Source organism: Pseudoalteromonas rubra, assembly GCF_005887095.1.
Taxonomy (GTDB): domain Bacteria; phylum Pseudomonadota; class Gammaproteobacteria; order Enterobacterales; family Alteromonadaceae; genus Pseudoalteromonas; species Pseudoalteromonas rubra_E.
On the sequence record NZ_PNCI01000010.1, the window covers coordinates 81,148 to 102,437 of the forward strand.

General features: G+C 46.9%; 20 protein-coding genes. 15 read left to right on the plus strand and 5 right to left on the minus strand.

The window, feature by feature from the left end; genetic code table 11:
• The first annotated feature begins 21 nt into the window (after positions 1-21).
• Positions 22-693 carry a hypothetical protein gene (locus tag CWB99_RS05415; RefSeq protein ID WP_138551005.1) on the plus strand — a complete coding sequence of 224 codons (672 nt, stop codon included), beginning with the start codon at positions 22-24 and terminating at the stop codon, positions 691-693.
• Positions 694-753: 60 nt separating this feature from the next.
• Here CWB99_RS05415 and CWB99_RS05420 read toward each other — a convergent pair whose 3' ends face one another.
• Both CWB99_RS05420 and CWB99_RS05425 read right to left on the minus strand, forming a co-directional pair.
• Positions 754-1,200 carry a DoxX family protein gene (locus CWB99_RS05420; protein ID WP_138550945.1) on the minus strand — a complete coding sequence of 149 codons (447 nt, stop codon included), beginning with the start codon at positions 1,198-1,200 and terminating at the stop codon, positions 754-756.
• Positions 1,201-1,349: 149 nt separating this feature from the next.
• Complete coding sequence (locus tag CWB99_RS05425) at positions 1,350-2,249, minus strand: LysR family transcriptional regulator (protein ID WP_138550946.1); 900 nt, start codon at positions 2,247-2,249, stop codon at positions 1,350-1,352.
• A gap of 99 nt (positions 2,250-2,348) precedes the next feature.
• On the opposite strand from CWB99_RS05425, the gene CWB99_RS05430 reads away from it, so the two are divergent.
• Positions 2,349-3,203, plus strand: a complete 855-nt coding sequence (locus CWB99_RS05430; protein WP_138550947.1) for an SDR family oxidoreductase — start codon at positions 2,349-2,351, stop codon at positions 3,201-3,203.
• 8 nt (positions 3,204-3,211) lie between these two features.
• On the opposite strand, the gene CWB99_RS05435 is transcribed toward CWB99_RS05430, so the two are convergent.
• A complete protein-coding gene (locus CWB99_RS05435; RefSeq protein WP_138550948.1) occupies positions 3,212-4,405 on the minus strand; it encodes a GGDEF domain-containing protein in 1,194 nt (397 codons plus the stop codon).
• Positions 4,406-4,747: 342 nt separating this feature from the next.
• Here CWB99_RS05435 and CWB99_RS05440 point away from each other — a divergent pair, with 342 nt between their 5' ends.
• From CWB99_RS05440 to CWB99_RS05465, 6 genes are all read left to right on the plus strand, one after another.
• On the plus strand, positions 4,748-5,479 hold the full coding sequence (locus CWB99_RS05440) for a hypothetical protein (protein ID WP_138550949.1): 732 nt from the start codon (positions 4,748-4,750) through the stop codon (positions 5,477-5,479).
• Positions 5,480-5,589: 110 nt separating this feature from the next.
• The gene (locus CWB99_RS05445; RefSeq protein ID WP_138550950.1) at positions 5,590-6,582 is read left to right on the plus strand and encodes an LNS2 domain-containing protein; all 993 of its coding nucleotides are present in this window, start codon (positions 5,590-5,592) and stop codon (positions 6,580-6,582) included.
• Between the two features lie 197 nt (positions 6,583-6,779).
• Entirely contained in the window at positions 6,780-7,448 is a 669-nt protein-coding gene (locus CWB99_RS05450) for a hypothetical protein (RefSeq protein WP_138550951.1), read from the plus strand.
• Positions 7,449-7,650: 202 nt separating this feature from the next.
• Positions 7,651-8,331 carry a hypothetical protein gene (locus tag CWB99_RS05455; RefSeq protein WP_138550952.1) on the plus strand — a complete coding sequence of 227 codons (681 nt, stop codon included), beginning with the start codon at positions 7,651-7,653 and terminating at the stop codon, positions 8,329-8,331.
• A gap of 147 nt (positions 8,332-8,478) precedes the next feature.
• Positions 8,479-8,733, plus strand: a complete 255-nt coding sequence (locus CWB99_RS05460; protein WP_054013689.1) for a hypothetical protein — start codon at positions 8,479-8,481, stop codon at positions 8,731-8,733.
• 9 nt (positions 8,734-8,742) lie between these two features.
• Positions 8,743-9,177: a hypothetical protein gene (locus CWB99_RS05465; protein ID WP_138550953.1), complete on the plus strand. Its 435-nt coding sequence runs from the start codon at positions 8,743-8,745 to the stop codon at positions 9,175-9,177.
• 1,698 nt (positions 9,178-10,875) lie between these two features.
• Here the strand turns inward: CWB99_RS05465 and CWB99_RS24870 are convergent.
• Both CWB99_RS24870 and CWB99_RS05470 read right to left on the minus strand, forming a co-directional pair.
• Positions 10,876-11,787, minus strand: a complete 912-nt coding sequence (locus CWB99_RS24870; RefSeq protein WP_432760824.1) for a hypothetical protein — start codon at positions 11,785-11,787, stop codon at positions 10,876-10,878.
• A gap of 36 nt (positions 11,788-11,823) precedes the next feature.
• On the minus strand, positions 11,824-12,009 hold the full coding sequence (locus CWB99_RS05470; RefSeq protein WP_138550954.1) for a hypothetical protein: 186 nt from the start codon (positions 12,007-12,009) through the stop codon (positions 11,824-11,826).
• A gap of 348 nt (positions 12,010-12,357) precedes the next feature.
• On the opposite strand from CWB99_RS05470, the gene CWB99_RS05475 reads away from it, so the two are divergent.
• From CWB99_RS05475 to cas6e, 7 genes are all read left to right on the plus strand, one after another.
• Positions 12,358-13,191 carry a transcriptional regulator gene (locus CWB99_RS05475; RefSeq protein WP_138550955.1) on the plus strand — a complete coding sequence of 278 codons (834 nt, stop codon included), beginning with the start codon at positions 12,358-12,360 and terminating at the stop codon, positions 13,189-13,191.
• A gap of 106 nt (positions 13,192-13,297) precedes the next feature.
• The gene (cas3, locus tag CWB99_RS05480) at positions 13,298-16,183 is read left to right on the plus strand and encodes a CRISPR-associated helicase Cas3' (RefSeq protein WP_138550956.1); all 2,886 of its coding nucleotides are present in this window, start codon (positions 13,298-13,300) and stop codon (positions 16,181-16,183) included.
• Between the two features lie 238 nt (positions 16,184-16,421).
• On the plus strand, positions 16,422-16,592 hold the full coding sequence (locus CWB99_RS23975) for a hypothetical protein (RefSeq protein ID WP_171045268.1): 171 nt from the start codon (positions 16,422-16,424) through the stop codon (positions 16,590-16,592).
• A gap of 93 nt (positions 16,593-16,685) precedes the next feature.
• The gene (gene casA / locus CWB99_RS05485) at positions 16,686-18,770 is read left to right on the plus strand and encodes a type I-E CRISPR-associated protein Cse1/CasA (protein WP_138550957.1); all 2,085 of its coding nucleotides are present in this window, start codon (positions 16,686-16,688) and stop codon (positions 18,768-18,770) included.
• A 14-nt stretch (positions 18,771-18,784) separates the two neighbouring features.
• Positions 18,785-19,930, plus strand: coding sequence for a type I-E CRISPR-associated protein Cas7/Cse4/CasC (gene cas7e, locus CWB99_RS05490; RefSeq protein ID WP_138550958.1), 1,146 nt, complete (start codon positions 18,785-18,787; stop codon positions 19,928-19,930).
• Positions 19,927-20,598, plus strand: coding sequence for a type I-E CRISPR-associated protein Cas5/CasD (cas5e, locus tag CWB99_RS05495; RefSeq protein ID WP_138550959.1), 672 nt, complete (start codon positions 19,927-19,929; stop codon positions 20,596-20,598). The genes cas7e and cas5e overlap by 4 nt, the downstream gene beginning before the upstream one ends.
• Complete coding sequence (gene cas6e, locus CWB99_RS05500) at positions 20,591-21,268, plus strand: type I-E CRISPR-associated protein Cas6/Cse3/CasE (protein WP_138550960.1); 678 nt, start codon at positions 20,591-20,593, stop codon at positions 21,266-21,268. The genes cas5e and cas6e overlap by 8 nt, the downstream gene beginning before the upstream one ends.
• Positions 21,269-21,290 lie beyond the last annotated feature (22 nt).

A 21,290-nucleotide genomic window follows, 5' to 3' on the forward strand; every position in this document is an offset into this window, starting at 1 on the left:
TATGGATTTATGGAGATGAATATGAACAATGACAACAAAGGATTAGGGTTTGCGTTAGTGCTGGGTTTATCAGTGGCCCTGACAGGATGTGGCGAGGGTAGTGAAGAGCTTAAAGAGCAATTGAGCCATGATGCGAAAATGTCTTTTGTTAACTCACTCGACTACATGGCGGATTTTCATGCTAAAAGGCGTTCTATCAGCTCTGGATACAGTGGCCTGTTTGATAGCAGTAGTGTGGTGTCGGCAGATGTCCCTGCTAAAGAAGTTGGCCAGACATACAGCTATAGTTACAAAGCCATCAACAATATGATCAACCTGGGTGTCAAGGACAGCAACAGCGGTGAGAAACAGGACCGCATGAACACCACCCTAAAAGACGGCGCCAACCTGTGGGTGATTGCCTGGGAAGCAAACGGAGAAAGAGCTTTGTCTGTGGTAGGTAAAAAGCCAGACAATAAAGCGGACGTCTTTAACGTACGTTTGTTTGCCAACGGTAGCTATGACGTCATGGTCGATGGCAGCAAAGTGACAACAACCGAGAAAGGCAAGGTAACTGACTACTACGCCGTCAGCAGCTGCGCAGATGGCCTGCAGGTTGCTGGTAATGCGATAGACCTGTGCAATGGCGACTTTGGCAAGTCTTATTTGCTGGTCGTGGATGCCAACGGTAAACGGGTTATGGCGACAGAATAATACCGAAAACGCGCAGTGACCAAAGCCACTGCGCGTGTTTAATAATGGTAAATTGGCGACTTAAGCCAGTTTACCTTTTACCAGCGGCTGAGACGCCAGTACTTTATGGTCGATACTGAATTTTCCCGCACCGTGCGCTGCCAGCGCCAGGAAACCACCCGCCATAGCTACGTTTTTGAAGAACATAATAAATTGCATCTGATCTGCCAGGTCGAAGTGGAACAGCAGCGCGCTTACCAGGCTAAACCCTGCAAAAGCAATGGCCGTCAGGCGAGTCAGCAGGCCACCGAGGATCATCAGACCACCAATGAGTTCAAATGCAATGACCAGAGGGAGTAACTCACCTGGCAACCCACTTGATGCCATATATTGGGCATTGCCCTCAAAGTACTGAATTTTGTTCATTGCAGCCAGTATAAAAATGGCTGACAGGCCAACACGCGCTAGCAACGCCGCAAGATGAGACAAAGATGTGTTTTGGTCGAATAGTTCAATTAGTTTAGTCATTACCGTTTCCTCAAGTTTGTAATATCAAAGCCAGGGCTTGCGGGAAACGCCCTTAGTTGTTTTCCCCTCAGCCGATATGAAACAGTATAAATTCGTTTTTATATTTTAAAATTTCTTAAAATCGCACTATTCGTTCTGTAAAAAAGAACTTAACTCGTAAACAAAGATTCCGAGAGTAAAAAGTCAATCACGGCGCGGGTGCGCTGAGGTACCTGTCTTCTGGAGGGGTAAACCAAAGAGAAAACCAGCGGCTCACTTTGCAGTTGTTCAAAAATACGTATCAGTGTGCCCTGCTCGACTTCCTGTTGCACGGTTGACGGCAGCAAAGTGGCCACGCCAAGCCCGCTGGCGACCATTTGCTGTAACAAATAGGGAGAGTTACAGCTGTGATACCGCTGCGGGTGGATAATCACAGGTTCATCATTGCGATACAGTAGTTGCGTGCCTTGCTCTGCCGTTTGCTTTAGTTCCAGCCAGGGCATAGCCTCCAATTCGCTCAGAGTGTTGGGTATGCCGTGCTGTGCTAATAGCGTTGGGCTTGCGAACAAGACAAAACGCTCCTGATGTAAAAGGCGGGCAACCAGAGACTCGTCCCGAACAAAGCCAATTCGAATGGCCAGGTCAATTTGCTGTTCAATCAAATCGAGGGGGTCGTCATCGACAATGAGATCCAGGCTGATTTGTGGGTAGCGCTGTGCCAGTTTATCAAGCTTGGGCAAAATGAATTTATGGGCAATGTCATGATTCATGGTAAGCGTGACCCGCCCACTGGGCTCTGGATCTGTCAGCTGGGCTTCAATATGTTGCAAAATGCCAGTGAGCTGCCGGGCATGTTGCAGCACTTTTTCTCCTTCCTGCGTCAGCTTTAGCTGGCGTGTACTGCGTTGTAGCAGGCGGACATTTAATTGCGATTCTAACTGAGAAACCTGCTCACTGATACGTGAGCGACTGGAGTGCAGACGTCTCGCGGCTGCCGCAAAACTACCACTGTCTATTACTGTGGCGAAGATCGCCAGCAACTTCAGGGAGTTATGATTTATTGTAATCATTTATAGAACACTGCATTTTGAAATAACCATCTTATGATAACAATGATTATGCCAGACAATAAGCCCATCGACAGTAATCACACTAAGTGGAGATAAAATATGATTGCAGTAACAGGAGCCAATGGTCAGTTGGGTCGTCTGGTAATAGACGCATTATTAAAGCGTGTAGCGGCTTCACAGATTGTTGCCTTAGTACGCACACCAGAGCAGGCAGACGAACTGGCTCAGCTGGGCGTTGAACTCAGATATGCTGATTATGACAAGCCTGAAACCCTAAATAGTGCGCTTGAAGGGGTAAGTAAGCTATTACTTATATCGGGTAATATGATTGGCGAGCGGGTACGACAGCACACAGCCGTTATCACCGCTGCGCAACACACGGGTGTCACCTTGCTGGCTTACACCAGTATTTTACATGCCGCTACGTCGCCCTTGTTGCTCAGTGAAGAGCATAAAGCCACCGAGCAGCTAATCACCCAGTCGGGCTTGCCCTATGTGTTGTTGCGCAATGGCTGGTACAACGAAAACTACAGTGGTGGGATTGCCGGCAGCCTTGCCGCCGGAACCATTACCGGTGCCATGCACGAAGGACGTATTGCCAGTGCTGCCCGTGCCGATTATGCAGAAGCGGCAGCTGTGGTACTGACCGAGCCGGGTCATGTGGGTAAAACCTATGAACTGGCGGGCGATCAGAGCTTTTCTTTGCAGACGCTGGCTGAGCAGGTGGCAGAACTCAGTGGTAAAACCCTGATGACCAACTATGTGTCTGAACAGCAGTATGCGGAGTTTCTGACTCAGGTGGGCGTACCGGCCGGATTTGCTGCACTGCTGGCTGATGCAGAAATCCAGGCCAATGCGGGCTGGCTGAACGAACAAAGTGGCACATTAAGCACATTAATTGGCCGACCAACCACGCCTATGGGTAACAGCCTGGCACAACAGCTAACAGCCTGATGAGTCTGTTACGGAGTTTCTTCCAATAAACTGAGCGACATGCTGGCGACTTTTACACAGTTTCGTCCAGCATGTTTGGCATCGTACAGTGCAGCATCAGCCTGGTTCTGCGTGGTTTCGAAGCCTTGTTGACTGATATCCCGGCTACAGGCTATGCCCACACTGATGGTCAGTGGGGTGTCACCCAGCCCGAGTGTCAGGCTTTGTTGTGCAAACGCGTTTTGCAGCTTGTTCGCACACACCACCGCCATATCGGGTTGCATATCAAACAGCACAAGACAAAACTCTTCACCACCCCAGCGTGCTAACAGATCGGCACTGCGAAACTGCTTTTTAAGTACCTCGGCAATACAGCTAATGGCACGGTCGCCACTTTGGTGACCATACAGATCATTGACGCGTTTAAAGTGATCCAGGTCTATCATCATGACGGTGAGGGAGTCGCACTTTCTTTTACTTAGCGGCACCAGTTCACTTAATTGCCTGGCAAGCCCACGCCGATTCAGCAGTCCGGTCAGCAGGTCGTGGTTGGCTGCAAACTCCAGCTGCTTAACAAAGCGCCCGGCGCTGAGCAGCAGTAAAATAGGTGCGCCTGCCAGGATCCCCAACAGCGCAGCAACCCAAGTGTATCCGGCTACCCAGTTAAAGGCCTCGCCAATTTGCGGCAGATTACCCAGTGCACCTTGTAGCGTATATAGCACGGAAAATGACACTTCCAGCAACACCACGCCTGCGGTTATTTGCGCAGCCAGAAACTCGTTGCTGTCTTGCCGTGCATGCTTATAAAGCACCCAGGCATAATGACATCGCACGGCTATCAGCCATACTCCAATGATCGTAATGCGCAGCTCTCGTTCGGGGTAAACTGTGGCTGTCAGCCAGGAGAAAAGCAAAATGGGCAAGATAAGCGCGGCTATTTTTTGTTTTGACGGGGTGCGCTGAACAAATTGCCAGGTGCCAATCAGCCAGGCAGAGTGACCTAAAATGAGGAAACTATTGAAAGTTAAAACCCGCCATTGTACGTCCAGGCTTTGCATACTCAGCTGTGATAAATAGGCGCATGAAAGTAGCAACATGGCCAGAGACCAGAGCCGGGTACCGGATATGGTCTGAGTCATTTTAGAAATCACAAACAGCACGGTTGCACCAGCAAGCGATGCAATCCATAGCGACAACATCAATGTAAGATCATGAACCTGCATTAACCCGACCTATTATTCTTCTACATTATTGCCCGTGATTGCCCGTACTTTAAGCTTGGATTAAAGGTGCGAGCCTGAGACCTTCAATCTTCAAGCATAGCATTGTCATACTCAGATGAGCAGACATTGTTCGTATTTCAGTCATTTATCAACATACAGAGGCTGCCTTCATTCTGGGTAATGTAAACAAAGGTAAATAGTGTTTCTCTTTTAACATATTGATATTAGATTATTTATATCTTGAGCGCCTGCATACAAGCAGTATCGCAATTAATCTCACTTGATAAAAACCGGCGGAGCAATTAATGTTCCCATAAGTACTTCATTTGTTAATTTATTGATATGTTAAAAGTGTTCACTTACATATTGATGGGCGTCTTTACGTGGTCGTCACTCGCTTTATTGCTGTTTTATGGCAATGTAAGCGCGTACTTCGATGCGCAAGAGGCGTCGGGCGATCAGGTGAGCGCCTCTTTTAATGTATCTGAGCTGCAGCAGGCGATGACGCATGAACCTGAATTGATGACTTATGACCAACAGAGCAGCCCTGTCAGATTACCGCAGCATGAGTTACAGAGTACCTATTACACCATCAACAAGGAGTCTCAAAACGCCAGAGCCTTCTTTAAATCTGGCACTACGGTCCCGTATGAGTTGCACAACGAAGCCTATCTTGAATTAGATGTCAAAAGTATTCGTCAGTTAGATATGGGCGATAGCTTCGAGTTTCTGATCCCTCAGACACAGGAAAAAGTGTGCGCAGAAATCGTCGAGATAACACGAACCGAACGAGAAAAACGCTTGATCGGGCAGATTAGTAAGCAACCGGACAACCACTACCAGGTGCACCTGACCCTGACCGATGAGGTGATTTATGGCCAGATCCAGCTTCCCAGTGGTAACTATGTTTTTGAGTCGTACGAGAAGTATGCCTGGGTGGCAGCTAAACGAAATATTCACTCGACTCCGGCTCGGGTAAAAGGGCAGGCAGCTCGAAGTCACACATCCGGAGTAAGCGTTGCAGATAATGTTGCGAAGCCATCAAACCCCAAAACCGCTCCACCTGGTTTATGATCCTGATCACATCTTATTGTTAAAATGTTTGTTAATGTGAAAAGTTTGCGTTAATAAAAATGCAATCTAGAGTATATATTCTTGCCTCGAATTTAACGACGGGAGTATGTATGAAGTTATCAAGGTTGGCTCATATCACAGCTAAAACGGTTGCAGCAGCAGCCATTGCATGGTCTGTTGGTGCGCAGGCGCTGCCACAATGTCCAGATCCAAGCTGGATTGAGCAAAATTATGCTAAACCTGAAGTACCCAGTGCCGGGTATCGCAATGGTCTCAATCGGTTCATTACCTGGCTGCCAAGCTTTCATATGGTCCACGATGAGGTGGTAGCAGAGGGCAATAGTGTCACAGTGACAGCCAAGTTTGATTACGGCGCGATTGCACACAAAGATCTGGAATTTGAAACTGTGCGTTTTTATCTGCGCGGACAGCAAGACAGTGACTGGCACTATCTGGGTGATGCCGTGACCAATAGTGATGGCAAAGCCAGTGTCACTTTATCGGCAATGAATGCGGGCCAGTATCGTATCTATGCTGCGGTCCCTGCGGATGGAACCGGTGCCGAAGGGTTTGTGACTGTGGTTCAGCCTAACACACCCGCTGTGCTCTTTGATATTGACGGTACCTTGACAGAATCAGACGCAGAGCAAATTGGCGACTACACAGGCATTGATCGTGCCGATCAAAAAGAGGGCGCATACAGCCTGGTGCGTCGGTACCTGGACCTGGGATATCAGCCCGTTTACCTGACTGCGCGTGTTTACTGGTATGCCAAAGGCACCCGCGACTGGTTAAACTGGATGGGCTTGCCGCGGGGCTTCTTGCGCACTTCTCTTAGCAATGAAACCAGTTTGTTCAGAACGGCTGAGTACAAGATAGAGCAGATCCAACAGCTGCAATCACAGGGCCTGAACATAGTGCGTGCGTACGGAAACGCAAAAACCGATGCCGAAGCCTTTATTCGTGCCGGACTGGGCGCACAAAATAGCTTCACAATAGGCCCGGATGCCGGACATTACGGTACCACGGCTATCAGTAACAATAACTATTATTCACATATAACCAATGAGGTAGATACCTACCCGGCAGCACAGTGTGAGTAAGATAAGTTAGGGCTTACGCGAGAGTAAGCCCTGAATCCTTCTAAATTGGGTTATATAATTCCCAACCTGCCCATTTTAAATCAATATACTGCAGTTACTCTGTACATTTTAATTCAAATATTTATAATTCGCGCCTAACTTCGGGTCAAGACAGACTCGATAGTCAGTATTTTTGAGATAGAATAATAAGGAAAACTATGAAGCAGTTATCTCTTGTGGCTGGATTAGTCACACTTCTGGCAGGTGCACCTGCAGCGGCACATACCATCAACTTTGATAAAGTTGAAGTGGGTTACAAGCGTATTAGTATTGATACTAATTTTCTCGATACGCATACCGGTGTGAACCTGGCGGCAAGCAAGCGCTTTGATAACTACTATGTTGAGGGACGTTATTACAGTGTAAGTGATTCAGAGAGTACCAATGAGCAAATTGGTGTAGAGCACTTTATTAAAGCTAATTATGAGCTAGATATTAGCCAGTTTACGCTTGGTGCGGGTTATATTCATGAATTGGATGAGGTCTCATTGTTTGATGTGAGTTTTCACATTGGCCGAATGGATCTGAAAAATAAGTTGGACGCCACGGAAACATACAGAACACAGGCATTCCAGTCTAACAGCTCTAATTCTGACGATTTCACCATGTATCGCTTGCGTGCTCAGTATCAGACACGCGTGCTGGACGATATTGAATTAAGAGCAGGGCTTGGCTACGAAAAAGCCGACGATGGAGGCAGCGATGGTAACCCGCTGTTCTTTGTTGGTGCAGGCTACCACTTTAACGATATGTTCTCGGTACATACAGAATATCGCAATGTTGATGACTACGACACGCTGGACGTCAACTTTAGATACAGTTTCTAATCGCGTATTGATTATAAGCGAAGGCCAGTCATTTGACTGGCCTTACAGTAACCCATTTCGACTGTCCCCCAACAATTTCCCTAACCTGTATACATTGCCAGATAACCTGTCTATAATGCCGCCGCTTTTGCGCACTAATAGATTGTGATGATCATATGATGGTGCGACTAATTTCTAAGGTACATATTAAAAAAGGAAAAATATGAAGCAGTTACCTTTTCTGGCAAGTATGCTCTCTGCGCTAGTAGGCGCTCCGGCCATGGCACACAGCATCAATTTTGATAAAGTGGAAGTGGGTTATAAGCGCTTTAGTGCCGACGATAGTGGTTCGAGATATAATGATGCGCTTACCGGTGTAAACCTGGCAGCAAGCAAACGCTTTGAAAACTACTACTTTGAGGGACGTTACTATAGTGTAAGTGATTCATTTGAAGAAGGTTATCAATATGGCGAATATCGCTCTGTTCATTCAAACGTTGAGTTAGATATTCGCCAGTTTACATTTGGCCTGGGTTACATTCACGAATTGGATGAGACCTCTTTGTTTGATGTGAGTTTTCATATTGGCCGAGTGGATTTGAAAGGTGAGTTTGAAATCACAGAAACATACTTGGCAAGCGTATCCCAGTATAATTCTTCAGGCTCTAGCGATGAAAATATCTATCGCTTGCGTGCTCAATATCAGACACGAGTGCTGGAAGATATTGAATTAAAAGCAGGACTTGGCTACGAGAAAACCGACGGTGACGACGGTGATGATAGCAATCCACTGTTCTTTGTTGGTGCAGGCTATCACTTTACTGAGATGTTCTCGTTAAATGCAGAATATCGCAATGTTGACGAATACAACACACTGGACGTCAACTTTAGATACAGCTTCTAATCGCGTATCAAAGCATTAAGCAGACGGCCGGTCATTTGACTGGCCTTTTTTGATCCTCACAATGAGACGCTTTGGCCTTGTTTTAATTGCACCCCCTTACTTATTCCACTAATATTGGAATAAATCCGGAAATTTTTTGGAGTAATTATGGCAGACAGTAAAAAAACGGAAGTACGCTTTTCCGTCGATGCAGATTATCTTGCACAGCTACAGCAGCGTTTAGGGTTAAAAAAATCCAGCGATCTGACAAAAGTTGCACTGACTTTACTAGACTGGGCCTCAGATGAGGTGGTCCATGACAGAGCAATTTTATCTGCGGATAAGCAAGGCAAAGATGTACACAGATTAGTGATGCCAGAACTCAATAACATCAGCAAATCAAAGCCGAGCGCACAACATTAGGTAAACAGGATGACGGGTAACGCACAGGACAGCGACCAAACCAACACTCAGACACCATGGCAAAACCTGGACTTAAGCACAGCCCGGGACTCATCGCCTATGGAAGCCCCGGTATCCGACCCAGAACCACTCACAGGCAAAGAAAAAGCCGGTGTAAACCTCACCTGGGGGATCATCGCGGTCTTAATTGGTTTTTTACTTATCATTCTCAGCATTTTTGTCTGGGGAGAAATTCGCTTTTTTAACGCCATCACCGCCAATCCAAACAACACTTTAACCGCCGAACAAATGCAGGCCAAACTAGAGCTGCTCGCCACTCAGCGCGCCACCTTCCGCGCCTTCTGGTTCGACACCCTCCAGCTGATTATTCTCAACGTACTCTTCCCAACCCTCACCGCACTACTGGGATATGTATTTGGCACCAGCAGGAATAATGGGGCGTAGAAAGGGTGGAAGAATGCAGGGTTTGTATATGGTTGCAAACTTTGCACAACAAGGGTGAATTCTGGCTTGATGGCAATTTTCTCTATCTGTTTGGCTTTTTACAACAGTATGTTTTGCGGTTATTGAAGCCGAATGGATGCTCCTGCTCACCTCGCCACTGGCGGCATTTTTAGCCGCGATACTGTTAGGCCTGATCTTGTTCTATTTATTTATGGCTCTGGCTGTCACTCTTTTTTCTTGTCTACTGTGTTGCTACATTAAACAGATGCTCTTTAAAAACATGGCTAAATAGCGAATGAATCAATGCAAGATCTGACCTGATCTTGTACCTAATATTTTCGGTAACTTTTTCAATACGACTTTTCTTTAATGAAAACAAGTATATAATTTTAGAGTTTTCCCCGCAGGCGCGGGGCTAAACCGCCGTTCGCCGTTAGTCTCAGATTAATGTCGTTGTTTTCCCCGCAGGCGCGGGGCTAAACCGCGTGTTGACATCGACTTTGCAAAGAAGGTTGAGTTTTCCCCGCAGGCGCGGGGCTAAACCGTATTGTTACTGTTTCAGCGGCGCATACGTCGGCGTTTTCCCCGCAGGCGCGGGGCTAAACCGGGTGCAACAACTGGCGGTGGTGGTGGGACGGAGTTTTCCCCGCAGGCGCGGGGCTAAACCGGGGGAGGGTGTATGTGGGCAGGTATTTGGAACGTTTTCCCCGCAGGCGCGGGGCTAAACCGCCTGGCCCATACCGATTATATCTATCCCTCGAGTTTTCCCCGCAGGCGCGGGGCTAAACCGGCCCACTTTACAGCGCCGCTGATGGCGTTTTTGTGTTCCCCGCAGGCGCGGGGCTAAACCGCAGGCTGCAATCAGAGCTTCCTCCCTGGTCCCGTGTTCCCCGCAGGCGCGGGGCTAAACCGGTACCGTTGTATGCCTTGATCACATGCTTGTTGTGTTCCCCGCAGGCGCGGGGCTAAACCGCTCTACAGCAGCAATAACCGTCATATCATTTGGTGTTCCCCGCAGGCGCGGGGCTAAACCGGCGAGCGTGGTGCAAATGGTCGTGATGGTGAGGTGTTCCCCGCAGGCGCGGGGCTAAACCGAATATGGTATAAAATCCTAAACACATGATTACGTGTTCCCCGCAGGCGCGGGGCTAAACCGTTCAGTATTAGGGTTGGTTGTAGGATTTAAATGTGTTCCCCGCAGGCGCGGGGCTAAACCGTAAACTGGATCCTTTGGAATCAACGATTCTGTGTGTTCCCCGCAGGCGCGGGGCTGAACCGAATGCTTGAGCCGCATGAGCTGTATGCTGCCAGTGTTCCCCGCAGGTGCGGGGCTGAACCGAGGTTTGGGAGTAATCATGGCACGCGGAGTAAGTGTTCCCCGCAGGTGCGGGGCTGAACCGTCCATTAATGTGTCCGGATTGATCTCGACTGAGTGTTCCCCGCAGGCGCGGGGCTAAACCGCAGACATTTGCCGATGACGTCAGAGACCTGGAGTGTTTCCCGCAGGCGCGGGGCTAAACCAGAGTAGAGGTTAATGACATGGTTCGCGTTTTTCGTGTTCCCCGTACACGCGGGGCTAAACCGCGATTTTATGTCCAGTTGTCGCGCCGGTAATTGAGTTCCCCGCACACGCGGGGTTGAACCGTTCATAGGCTTTTTTTGCATTGTGGTTTATTGGAGTTCCCCGCAGGCGCTGGGCTAAATCTGGTTCGAGTCGGTTATGGGTTGTACGACTTCGAAATCACAGGGGGTTGAGTTATCTGTTTGGGTTGAATCAGCACTTTTTGATGGTTTGGTGGTCGATCTCGGCTCTTCGTTTTTTTCAAAGTGTTCTTTGTACTCAAAGTCATGTAAGTTGGCGTGGACAACCTCTCTGACAGGGATGTTGATGAGGAATTTTTCTAAGTCTAATACCTCTTCATCTGATTGGTTTGCTTCTGGGTTGTCTTTGTTGCTGGTTTCAATATCTGACCAGGCGGAGGCATAATTGGTGACCAACTCAAGGCGTAACTCGTCTTTACACCTGTAACCACTCTTGAGTGGAAGTACCATAAAATCGTTCATGTGGTATCCCAGATTAATCACATAGCCAATATAAACCTTGCGGCTTGAAAGCGTAAAAGCAATTGGCAGCCCCTTGAGCATGCTGTTGTGGAGTATACCTGTAAACTCGGGCGTATCATCAGTGCCAGACAAGCTAAAGTACACTGCATTTTTTAGATCTTCGGGGGTAACATTTTTCTGCTTAGCAGTGATGCTTAGTATCATATTTGGGCCAAATACTGACAGTATCAGCGCAACTCCGGAAATCAGGATACAGTGAATGCTGTATGAGGGAAAAATTAAACCCGGAAAAAGCAGCTCAACCGTGTGCTTTAAAGTTGGGGCGATTATACCCTGAGGGAAGCCTGACAACTCGAAAACCCATGCGCTGATACCAAACACAAGTGTGGCGACCATATACAGCGCAAACCCCCAAGATGCCGACAAAATAAACGTATGATAACCGCTTGTTTTCTGGAATGTTGGTTTGGTCACGTAGTACCTCTGGCAAAAAATATAGCCAACAATAGTAAAAACCAACACTAAAATCACGGTGGGCTTTATCATGTAATTCCTTCTTTTTAAGAAATCAAAAAGGGAGCCTCATGCTCCCTTTTTTTCTGCTCGAATATGAGCAATTTGATTTTTCACTTCGTCGCTGTTTTTGAGCGACTCCATGGGAACTTTAAAGGTTCCGTCTCCCTGTGCGACAACTTTAATTTGCGCTTTTTGACTTTCTTCAAGCCCGGGAGCAAAAAAGTTAGTAACTAACTCAATGATGCCTGACATACTCCCCCCCATTATCCAATTAGCGGATGCGCATTCTAACTATGTGTACTTTATAGTCAAGGGCATGCGTGACCTTATGTCAAATGTCTATTTGTAAGTGATGTGCGTACTGACATGTAAACCTTACAACCCTGTTAAACATTCGTCTATAGGCAATGTCTTACAAACTAAAAAAGCCTGTCACTATACATTTTCCTTTAGAGCGTTGTTAAACGAGTTCAGACATTCACAGTTTGCAGCACAAAACCGACTATTGATAAACCATGAACCAACAGTTTGTCGCAGGTCAATGACTTATAATTCTTTTGTTGATACATTTATTTCACGATAAATTTACCAAAGTGTTTTATGCAGGCTAAGGAAGAGCAATATTTTCGGTATATTGAAGCGGTGTTGTTTTGGCAAGGAGAAATTCAAACTGGTACTTTCCAGGATAAATTCAAGCTTTCACGGCCCAGTGCACGGCGTTATGTGACCGACTTTATCGAACGTTACCAGATTGCAGCGAGCTACAATGAATCAGAAAAAGCCTATGTACTGACAAGCCCCTTTACACCTAATTATATTTCTCAGGATTTTGCTGAGTACGCCAGTCTGACCGGCGATCAGTACGTCCATAACCTGAGCACCTCCACCATCACAGCGCTGGCATTACCACACAGAAAGCTTAATCCAACCATTTTGCGGCCCATACTGAATGCCTGTCGGCGACAAAGCGTGCTGGATATTCGCTATCAGTCTATAAAAGAAGGCGGCGAAACCGAGCGCGTGATCCGCCCTCACACCTTGATCAACTCCGGGCTGCGTTACCACCTGAGAGCCTACTGTGAAAAAGCCAAAGGGTTCAGAGACTTTTCATTATCGCGTATCGTCTCTGCCTCCCCGGAATTTATCAGCAAAGCACAAAAGTACAAAAAAGACGACGAAGCCTGGCAGCAGGAAGTCACTTTAACCATTATCCCCGACCCAAGACTCAGCGAGTACGCCCAGCAAGTTATCGCCCACGACTTTGATATGCACAACCACCAAAAGCAAATCAAAACCAACGCTGCGCTGATCAATTATCTGATCAGCATCCTGAGGCTAGACGTTCAGCATCCGCACCCGGAAGCCCAACAAATCGTGATGGAACCGGCTTGCTATAGGGAGCTGAGGGCTAGGGGGTTGTTATGGAACAGCTGAGCATACGCACCAGACCGGGTAATTTTTTTACTGGTTGCAATTGCAGGATTGTCGGCATTTTATTCGCGTCGTAAGCTGAGTGTATAAAAAGCAAGGAAGTAATAGTGTGTGTGATTTTAATAGCGAGATTTTTCAGTTCTGGGGCAAGGCCGACGAGCACAACACGTTACCTGCAGTGTGTCATATGCTGGATGTCGCCTTTGTGGCCCGGGCGATTATTCTCAAGCTGGCAGCTCAGGAGCGGGCTATTTTACTCAAGCCGTTTTTAGCTATTGAAGGTGTTGATGAAGATACCGCGATTGCTATGGTGGTGTTGCTTATTGCCGTGCATGATATTGGCAAGATCACACCGGGTTTTCAGTATAAGTTGCCATTTGAACGTATCAGAAGGCTGTTTGATACTCAGAGATACGATCTTAAGAATGCAAGCGAAACTCAACATGGTACGTCTGGTTACAAGATATTATCAAACTGGGCAGAAAGTATCGGCCTAAGTTGCTACACCGAAAAACCTTTGTTCTCCTCTGTCGCAAGTCATCATGGAGAATTTGTAACCGATTCAAAAAATGGTCGAGTTTGGGGCAAAGGTTATATCTGGGAAAAAGTTCAGCTAGCTTCGATTGAATGGCTATTCGACTACTTTCTGGTTGACGCTTCACTGCTTTGTGAAATTGACGATGAACTGCTCACACCCACCTGGTACGTCTATATGGCCGGACTATGCTCGGTTGCTGACTGGATTGGCTCCGATCATCACTATTTTACCTATATCAGTTCTGAAGAGTATTTTGCCAATGTTGCGCTGCGTGTTGAGACGGCACATCGGCTGGCAGATAAGCTGAACATTAAGCATGTAAAAGCTGCACAGAGTATCATTGAATTCAATAAAGTCTTTGGCTTTAAACCCAACGCATTGCAGCAAAGCATATTAGCCTTATTTAACTCACAAGAATTGCCCTGGCTGACAGTGATTGAAAGCGGTATGGGAAGCGGAAAAACAGAAGCAGCACTCATACTGGCTGACCATTTTATTCGTAACCTGGATCACTCTGGGCTGTATGTGGCTATGCCATCTCAGGCTACGGCGAATCAACTCTATAAACGGACATTGAAGTTTCTGAAACATGAGTCCCTGGGATATGAGGACATTGAAACCCATTTAAAGCACAGTAACGCGGAGTTTAACCCAGCTTATGAGGGCTTATTGCTGTCCAGTATTGAGGATCTGAATGAGCAAAATGCCGTAAAGGCAAACTTATGGTTTACAGCTAAAAAAAGAGGGTTACTGGCCGGAGCTTGTGTTGGCACCATTGATCAACTGCTTATGGCTGCTATGCGTTACAAGCATAATTTTGTGCGGTTATTCGCTATTGCGAACAAAACCGTAATATTAGATGAGGTACATGCACCGGATTACTTCCAGCTTTCTTTGCTCAAAAACACGTTACGGTGGATGGCAAAACTGAAAGTCAGGGTAATCATATTATCTGCTACTTTACCTAAACTAATGCTCCGAGAGTTAGTGCAGGCTTATGGCCAGGAGTTCGGTAAGAATATTGAGCTAAAAGAGGCTGCCTATCCGAGGCTTACAACTTATAGCGGAGGGCAGTTGGCGACATCTGTTCACGTTGCAGAAGATGAAAATACTGATGAGCTGGCTTCACCACCTAAACGGTTTGGGATTCAGTTACATAAAACCACGCCACAACAGTGTGTTGAACAGATGGCAAGCGATGTTTTGGCACGTGTAAAGGAGGCGGGATGCGGTGTATTTGTGTGTATCCTGAATACGGTAAACGCGGCGCAGGCACTCAGTGAAATTATCCTTGAGCACTGCAATCGGAAGGAAAGTCAAAACATGCAGTGTCTGGTGTTTCATGCCAGATACCCCATCGGTAACCGCTTAGCCATCGAAGACATGGTTGAATATCTGGTAGGCAAGAATCCGGGAGATCGAAAAGCGGTTAATCCAAATCGACCCGTCAAAGATCAGTGTTTAATTCTAATTGGGTCCCAAGTTTTGGAACAGAGTTTGGATTATGACGCCTGTGAGATGTTTACTCAGGTCGCACCCATTGATCTGATCATGCAACGGCTAGGGCGGATATGGCGGCATCAGGTAAATAACCCTTTCAGGTCTAAGCTTGTTCAAAGCCCGAGACTTAATGTCTATTTGCCGGGGTTAGATGAGATCCCTGAAGACTACGCTAAATGGCTTGGATACGCTGATGTTAAAATTTACCCGTCGCATATACTCGCGGTAACGACCCGTTTACTGTGGGAGGAAGCTGCAAGTTCAGGGATAAATAACGGTTTCGAGTTGGATCTTGATACAGAGATTGATGATTGGGTAAATAACGTATACAACGATATTGAGCAGCAGGTGGACTGGTTGAGGCAGGAGCAAGAAAAAGCGTTTGAATTCGAGCTTGAAAAGAAGCTCGTGTATCGGCTTGCTAACAACATGATGTTCGATGCAGACCAGGAAGATGTATCGGATTTGCTGGATTATCTAAATGATCAGTTTGATGATGAGGACTTGGTTTTATCGACCCGGCTTGCCAGTCTCAGTGTGCAGATAATTCTGCTGATCCAGAATGTAGACGGCTCGTTGGTACCCATTACCGAATATCAGCCTTACCTGCAACAATGCCAGACGCCCATGAGAGAAAATGCTCCCTATGAAGCGATAAACTGGCGTGCAGATAAACGCTTTAATAAAAATGATATTGGCAAACTGAAGCAATCTTTGGTGAAGCTCACCCATACAGACTGGGTTGAACATTTTCGTGAGCTTGAAAGCAACTGGCCATTTGATTTTGTTGCTAAGGATGTATGGCAAAGAACTTCGCAGCTACACAGTTGTTTACCGGTTATCTTGGATCAGTATTTTACCTACTCAGTGACCTCGATTGGCACACTTAAACTAGATCCAGTATTGGGATTAAAAGTAGAGAAATGCAGGAGTAGTCACAACCATTCTAAGAGGTAAGAAGCCGATAGCATGAGCTATCGGCAGACGCCCCGTGCGTACGGGGAACAAAGGTGTAGCATCAATTAAAGCCTGAGTACTACTCGGTTCAGCCCAATCAATATTTGGGAAAAGAACGTGAGAAGTTTAACACTGAATACAGGGTGGAGAAATGTTTTAGTAACTGACTAATTTTATTTTTTTAAGAGTAGAACTCATTGATTAATTCACAGATTAAAAGTTTGCTTGGTGAATTACTATGCTGTATGGTTTAAACGTAATCAACCTTAAGCAAGGAAAATATCTTATGTTCGATGGGCTGGCAGAGGTAATTATCGCGCTACAGAATGCCAATGCACCTACTTATGCGCTGTTGTTCTTTTTGATTTGGGCATTTTACAAAAAAAACAGCAACAAAAACGAGAAATAGAGCCTAGCAACTTGCTAGTCAGATGCAAGTACCGATTTGGCATTGTGTGGTAGCGTGATCGGCATAAAAACCTACAGGAGGACTTAAAGGATTATGAACTACGATCTTTTGGAACAGGAGTGCTGGATCCCAGCGCAAGACTTACAGGGAGAGATCCGGCATTACTCAATTCTTGGTGTGCTAAAGGCTGCCCCACAGCTGCGCCAAATTGTTCATGACAGGCCGTTGGCTGTCAGCGCCATTTCAAGGCTGTTGCTAGCCATATTGTATCGCAGCTACCGGTATTTGAGCGGCAAGAATTGGCACAAAGCACTTGAAAAAGGGGAGTTCGATGCGTGTGTATTTGACTATATAAAGTCTGACAGCTGTCAGGGCAAGTTCGATCTGTTTTCAGCGCAATATCCTTTTTTCCAAACCGCTGAATTTCAAAAAGACAAAGGCGTGACGACATCGGTTAAGAAGTTGGTGCCTGATTACAGTACAGGGTCAAATAAGCTACTCTGGAGCCATCTGGCTGATAACGAGAAGTTCTCAATTTCAGCAGGTGAAGCGGCTGTTCAGCTGCTTGTATGTCAGTATTTTAGTCTCGGTGGCGGGGTAAGTGGCAGTTCAAACTTATTCAAGAAACATCCCAACTTTACCAATGCGCCGTTAGTGGGCGGTGCAGTGGTGATGGTTGAAGGGGAAAACTTATTTCAAACCCTGATGCTGAACCTGAAAATGCCTAAGGATAAAGCCTTACTGGATGACACAGATGTGCCTGTCTGGGAGCAAGCAGATAGTAAGCAGGAAGCACCCAAAGCCAGGGCTATGCGTGGTTTAACAGACTACCTTACATGGCGTTCAAGACACGTTCGGCTTATTCCGCAAGAAGATGGTTCAGTATCTGAAATGCATTTTTCTCAGGGCCTGCCAACGCCGGAAGAAATGCCACGGGAACCTTACTTTGCCTACCGCCTTAATAAAGACGATAAAATGCTACCTGTACGGTTGAGTTTTGCACGCAGTTGCTGGCGAGAGACTGCTAATCTGTTGCGACTGGCGGAATTTACAAAAGGCAAGATAGCAACCAAAGACTTGCGGCCAGCGGGCATTCAGTTGCTCGCAACTCTGGATAATCGTGTGCTTAGTGGACTTACACTGAACTGTCAGCTGATAGGGTTGGATAACAATAAGGCCAATCCGCTTTCATGGTTCAATGAGCGCTTGCCCTTACCGGTAAATCTGGTGCAAAAAGATGCAGCGCTGGGTATCAACCATAGCGAGTTATTGGTAAATGGTCTGAAAAATGCTGAAGGAATGTTTTATCAGCTTGAAAATGCAATTAGAGTATTTGCCCGGCATTTGTTACCTGACGGTGCTCGCATGCAGGAAGTGAATGCAAGGGTGTCTGCGATCAACCCCGACAGATTCTACTGGCCACGGTTAAACGAAGGGTTTGAACAGTTTATGTGGGCGCTGAGCACTAACACAGATGATGCCAATGCTAAATGGCGTTTACTCTGTATCGACACTGCAATGAAAGCGTTCGAAAGTGCGACAGTGAGCTGGCGTTATAGTGGCGCAAAAGTTAAAAAAGGGTTAGGTCTTGCGTCACAGCAGCTGGAGCGGGCACTTTACGGGCGTGAATGGCAGCTGAACCAATACTGGAGTCAGGATACACTGACATTAGTGGCAAAGCTGGAGCAATGGGCAAATCCGGAGCATCCAAACCGGGAAATTCTCGCTGCGCTGAAAAAGTCACTCGACCAGCAAAAGAGCACACACCTTGCTGTCATGCCCTACCTAGCTCACCTTTTATCTGACGATTTAAAAAGAGCTGAGACTCAGGCATTTGTTGCAGGGCTGTTTGCCAGTCATAACACGCTGTACTTTAGCGAAAAACATCAGAGCTTTGGGAAAGCATGGCAGATCTGCGATGGCAGTGAGCGCCCCGGCATGAGCTTTCGCTTTGAGTGTCTGCTGGAGGCCAAAGGCGAGCAGTTAAAACAAACGCTGCGCCAGATGGTACAAATTCTAAAAAGCAAAGACATTGCCATTGATTACCGAACCCTGATGGAAGATCTCTATCACTGGGATAGCGACGACAAACGCATTCAACTTAAATGGGCCAGAGATTACTGGGCCAAACCAATTCAATCCGATGAGTCTACAAACTCAGCAGACGCGACAAATTAAAAAGGAGTTACCTTATGTCTTTTATCGAATTTCATGTATTACAGAACTTTGCCCCCAGCAACTTAAATCGTGACGATACTAACACCCCTAAATCTTGTGTATTTGGTGGTTCACAACGGGCGCGTATCTCAAGCCAGTGTCAGAAGCGTGCGATCCGTACTCATGGGGCATTTAACGATGCAGTGGTAGAGCATCAGGGCGATCGTGCGGTACGCACTCGTAAGCTAGCCATCGACATCCGTGATCACCTGATTGCTAATGGTAATGACGAAAAGCAAAGCGAAACCGTCGCACAAAAGCTGTTAGAACAGGTAAAGCTGAGCCTGAGCAAAGACAAAAAGCATCCGTTTAAAACAGAATATCTGCTGTTTCTTGGATTAAATGAAGTGAGTGCTTTGAAAGCGATTGCTGAGGCGCACTTTAGTGAGTTTCAGGCAGACAAGCTGGACAAAGCCATCACTAAAGCAGTGGGCGATGTGTTTGTAAGAGAGGGCAAGTCTTTCGCCGCAGATATCGCACTATTCGGCCGTATGGTCGCGGACAACAACAATATCAATGTTGATGCGGCGTGCCAGGTGGCCCATGCAATTTCAACCAATATTGTGACACCAGCCATGGACTTTTTCACTGCTGTGGATGACGAATTGCAGGCAGGTGAGCAAGGCTCTGGCATGATGGGTGGCGTTTACTTTAACAGTGCCTGTTATTACCGCTATGCCCAGATCAATATAGATAAACTAGTGGCCAATCTTGGGCAGGATAAGGAACAGGTGACTGGCGCGGTAAAAGGGTTTTTCCGTGCGTTAGTTCAGGCAGTGCCTTCGGGTAAACAAAACAGTTTTGCGGCGCAGAACCCGCCAAGCTATATCAAAGTGAATGTGCGCAAAGATGGTGCGCCCTGGTCCCTGAGCAACGCATTTACTCAGGCAGTAATGATAGAAAAGCCTGATGAAGCGGAGCTTGAGCACCAGTCGGCACAAAAACTGGAAATGTTCGCCAAGAAGCTGGCGGCTATGTATGGTGAATCTGGCTTTATGTTTGAGGGCCGCAGCACTTACATCGACAATCTGGAAGAGTATCAGGACAAAGACAGTGGCACCATTGCACAACTGGAAGCTCAGATGCTGGATGCACTGCAAGGTGCTTTGGAGTGTCAATGAGCACTTTGTTGATCCGATTAGCCGGACCAATGCAGTCATGGGGGCTAAAAAGTGCCTTTGAACTGCGCAATACTCAGCTTGATCCGACAAAAAGTGGTGTGATCGGTTTGCTGTGCGCATCGCTAGGACGTGAGCGAAATGAGCCTCTGAATGATCTTACAGCATTGCGAATGGGCGTGCGCATAGATAAACCAGGCGATCTGGCATTTGATTACCAAACGGCGCTGAATGTGGCAAAGGCTGACGGTGGCAAGCCGGATACGCAGCTGTCACATCGTGCTTACCTGGCAGATGCCGCCTTTTGGGTGGGCTTTGAAGGCGACGTGGTTTTGCTTAAAAAACTGCATCATGCTTTGCTAAACCCGGTCTGGCCGCAGTTTTTAGGGCGTAAGTCCTATTTGCCGGGCATTCCGTTAGTTGATCCTCACAGTGCGTGTTTGGAATTACCTTTAGAGCTGGCGCTGCAACAGGCACCAAGAATGCAAGCTGAGCATGAAAAAGTAGCCGGAACACCGGTGAAATACATCATAGACAGCGAGGCACAAGAAGGCACGGAGCAACGGCATGACGTACCGCTGAGCTTTGAGATTAACCACAGAGCTTTTACATTCAGAAGTGTTAAAAGTAGCTGGGGGTTGGTGGATACGGAGGAAGTGCTATATGTCTGACATTCTCTGGTACGAAAGCCGATTGTATTTTGATCCTGACCAGGCGGGAGAAGATCTTGGGTTTTTACACCCCGATGATCTTTATAAGCAGCATCAGTGGGTGTGGCGTTGTTTTGTTGACAGTGAGCTGACTCAGGCTGATTTTATGTTTCGTGTGGATATGGCGTTGCCAGTGCCAACAGTGTTTATTCGCTCAAAGCGTCAGCTAAAAGAAGCGATTAAAGGCTGGAAAATAGTCACTCAAACACAGCCGGAACAGCTCAAAGAAGCAGGGCTGGTTCAGTTCTCTTTGCGAGCTAACCCCACGGTAGATATTACGCCAAAAGGAGAGAAAACTCGCCGTCACGATGTTTTGATGCATGCCAAGAAACAGGCTCAAAAAGCAAATAGCGATGTAAATGAAGCTGTAGATATTGCTGCAAAAGCCTGGCTTGACAAAAAACTACAAAAGGGTGGTCTGGAGTTGCTGACTCAGTGTATTGAGTTCAGTAATTACAAGCAGCACAAAGTGGCTAAAAAAGACGGGGCGAGGCCAATTCAGCTCAGCACCCTGGATTATTTTGGCGTGGCAAAAATCACCGATTTGCAAAAACTGGAGCAGACATTATTTAACGGCATCGGTCGTTCCAAAGCTTTTGGCTGCGGGCTGATGTTGATTAAACCGTTGTAACCAAATTTGTAAGGCGGGGCGA

Bases quoted from the DNA above. Each gene is read 5' to 3' on its own strand.
- CWB99_RS24870 (WP_432760824.1), bottom strand. From the start codon at position 11,787: ATGATAAAGCCCACCGTGATTTTAGTGTTGGTTTTTACTATTGTTGGC.
- CWB99_RS05450 (WP_138550951.1), top strand. From the start codon at position 6,780: ATGAAGCAGTTATCTCTTGTGGCTGGATTAGTCACACTTCTGGCAGGT.
- CWB99_RS05425 (WP_138550946.1), bottom strand. From the start codon at position 2,249: ATGATTACAATAAATCATAACTCCCTGAAGTTGCTGGCGATCTTCGCC.
- CWB99_RS05430 (WP_138550947.1), top strand. From the start codon at position 2,349: ATGATTGCAGTAACAGGAGCCAATGGTCAGTTGGGTCGTCTGGTAATA.
- CWB99_RS05435 (WP_138550948.1), bottom strand. From the start codon at position 4,405: ATGCAGGTTCATGATCTTACATTGATGTTGTCGCTATGGATTGCATCG.
- casA (WP_138550957.1), top strand. From the start codon at position 16,686: ATGAACTACGATCTTTTGGAACAGGAGTGCTGGATCCCAGCGCAAGAC.
- CWB99_RS05465 (WP_138550953.1), top strand. From the start codon at position 8,743: ATGACGGGTAACGCACAGGACAGCGACCAAACCAACACTCAGACACCA.
- CWB99_RS05455 (WP_138550952.1), top strand. From the start codon at position 7,651: ATGAAGCAGTTACCTTTTCTGGCAAGTATGCTCTCTGCGCTAGTAGGC.
- cas6e (WP_138550960.1), top strand. From the start codon at position 20,591: ATGTCTGACATTCTCTGGTACGAAAGCCGATTGTATTTTGATCCTGAC.
- CWB99_RS05440 (WP_138550949.1), top strand. From the start codon at position 4,748: ATGTTAAAAGTGTTCACTTACATATTGATGGGCGTCTTTACGTGGTCG.
- cas5e (WP_138550959.1), top strand. From the start codon at position 19,927: ATGAGCACTTTGTTGATCCGATTAGCCGGACCAATGCAGTCATGGGGG.
- CWB99_RS05445 (WP_138550950.1), top strand. From the start codon at position 5,590: ATGAAGTTATCAAGGTTGGCTCATATCACAGCTAAAACGGTTGCAGCA.
- CWB99_RS05415 (WP_138551005.1), top strand. From the start codon at position 22: ATGAACAATGACAACAAAGGATTAGGGTTTGCGTTAGTGCTGGGTTTA.
- CWB99_RS05420 (WP_138550945.1), bottom strand. From the start codon at position 1,200: ATGACTAAACTAATTGAACTATTCGACCAAAACACATCTTTGTCTCAT.
- CWB99_RS05475 (WP_138550955.1), top strand. From the start codon at position 12,358: ATGCAGGCTAAGGAAGAGCAATATTTTCGGTATATTGAAGCGGTGTTG.
- CWB99_RS05460 (WP_054013689.1), top strand. From the start codon at position 8,479: ATGGCAGACAGTAAAAAAACGGAAGTACGCTTTTCCGTCGATGCAGAT.
- cas7e (WP_138550958.1), top strand. From the start codon at position 18,785: ATGTCTTTTATCGAATTTCATGTATTACAGAACTTTGCCCCCAGCAAC.
- CWB99_RS05470 (WP_138550954.1), bottom strand. From the start codon at position 12,009: ATGTCAGGCATCATTGAGTTAGTTACTAACTTTTTTGCTCCCGGGCTT.
- CWB99_RS23975 (WP_171045268.1), top strand. From the start codon at position 16,422: ATGCTGTATGGTTTAAACGTAATCAACCTTAAGCAAGGAAAATATCTT.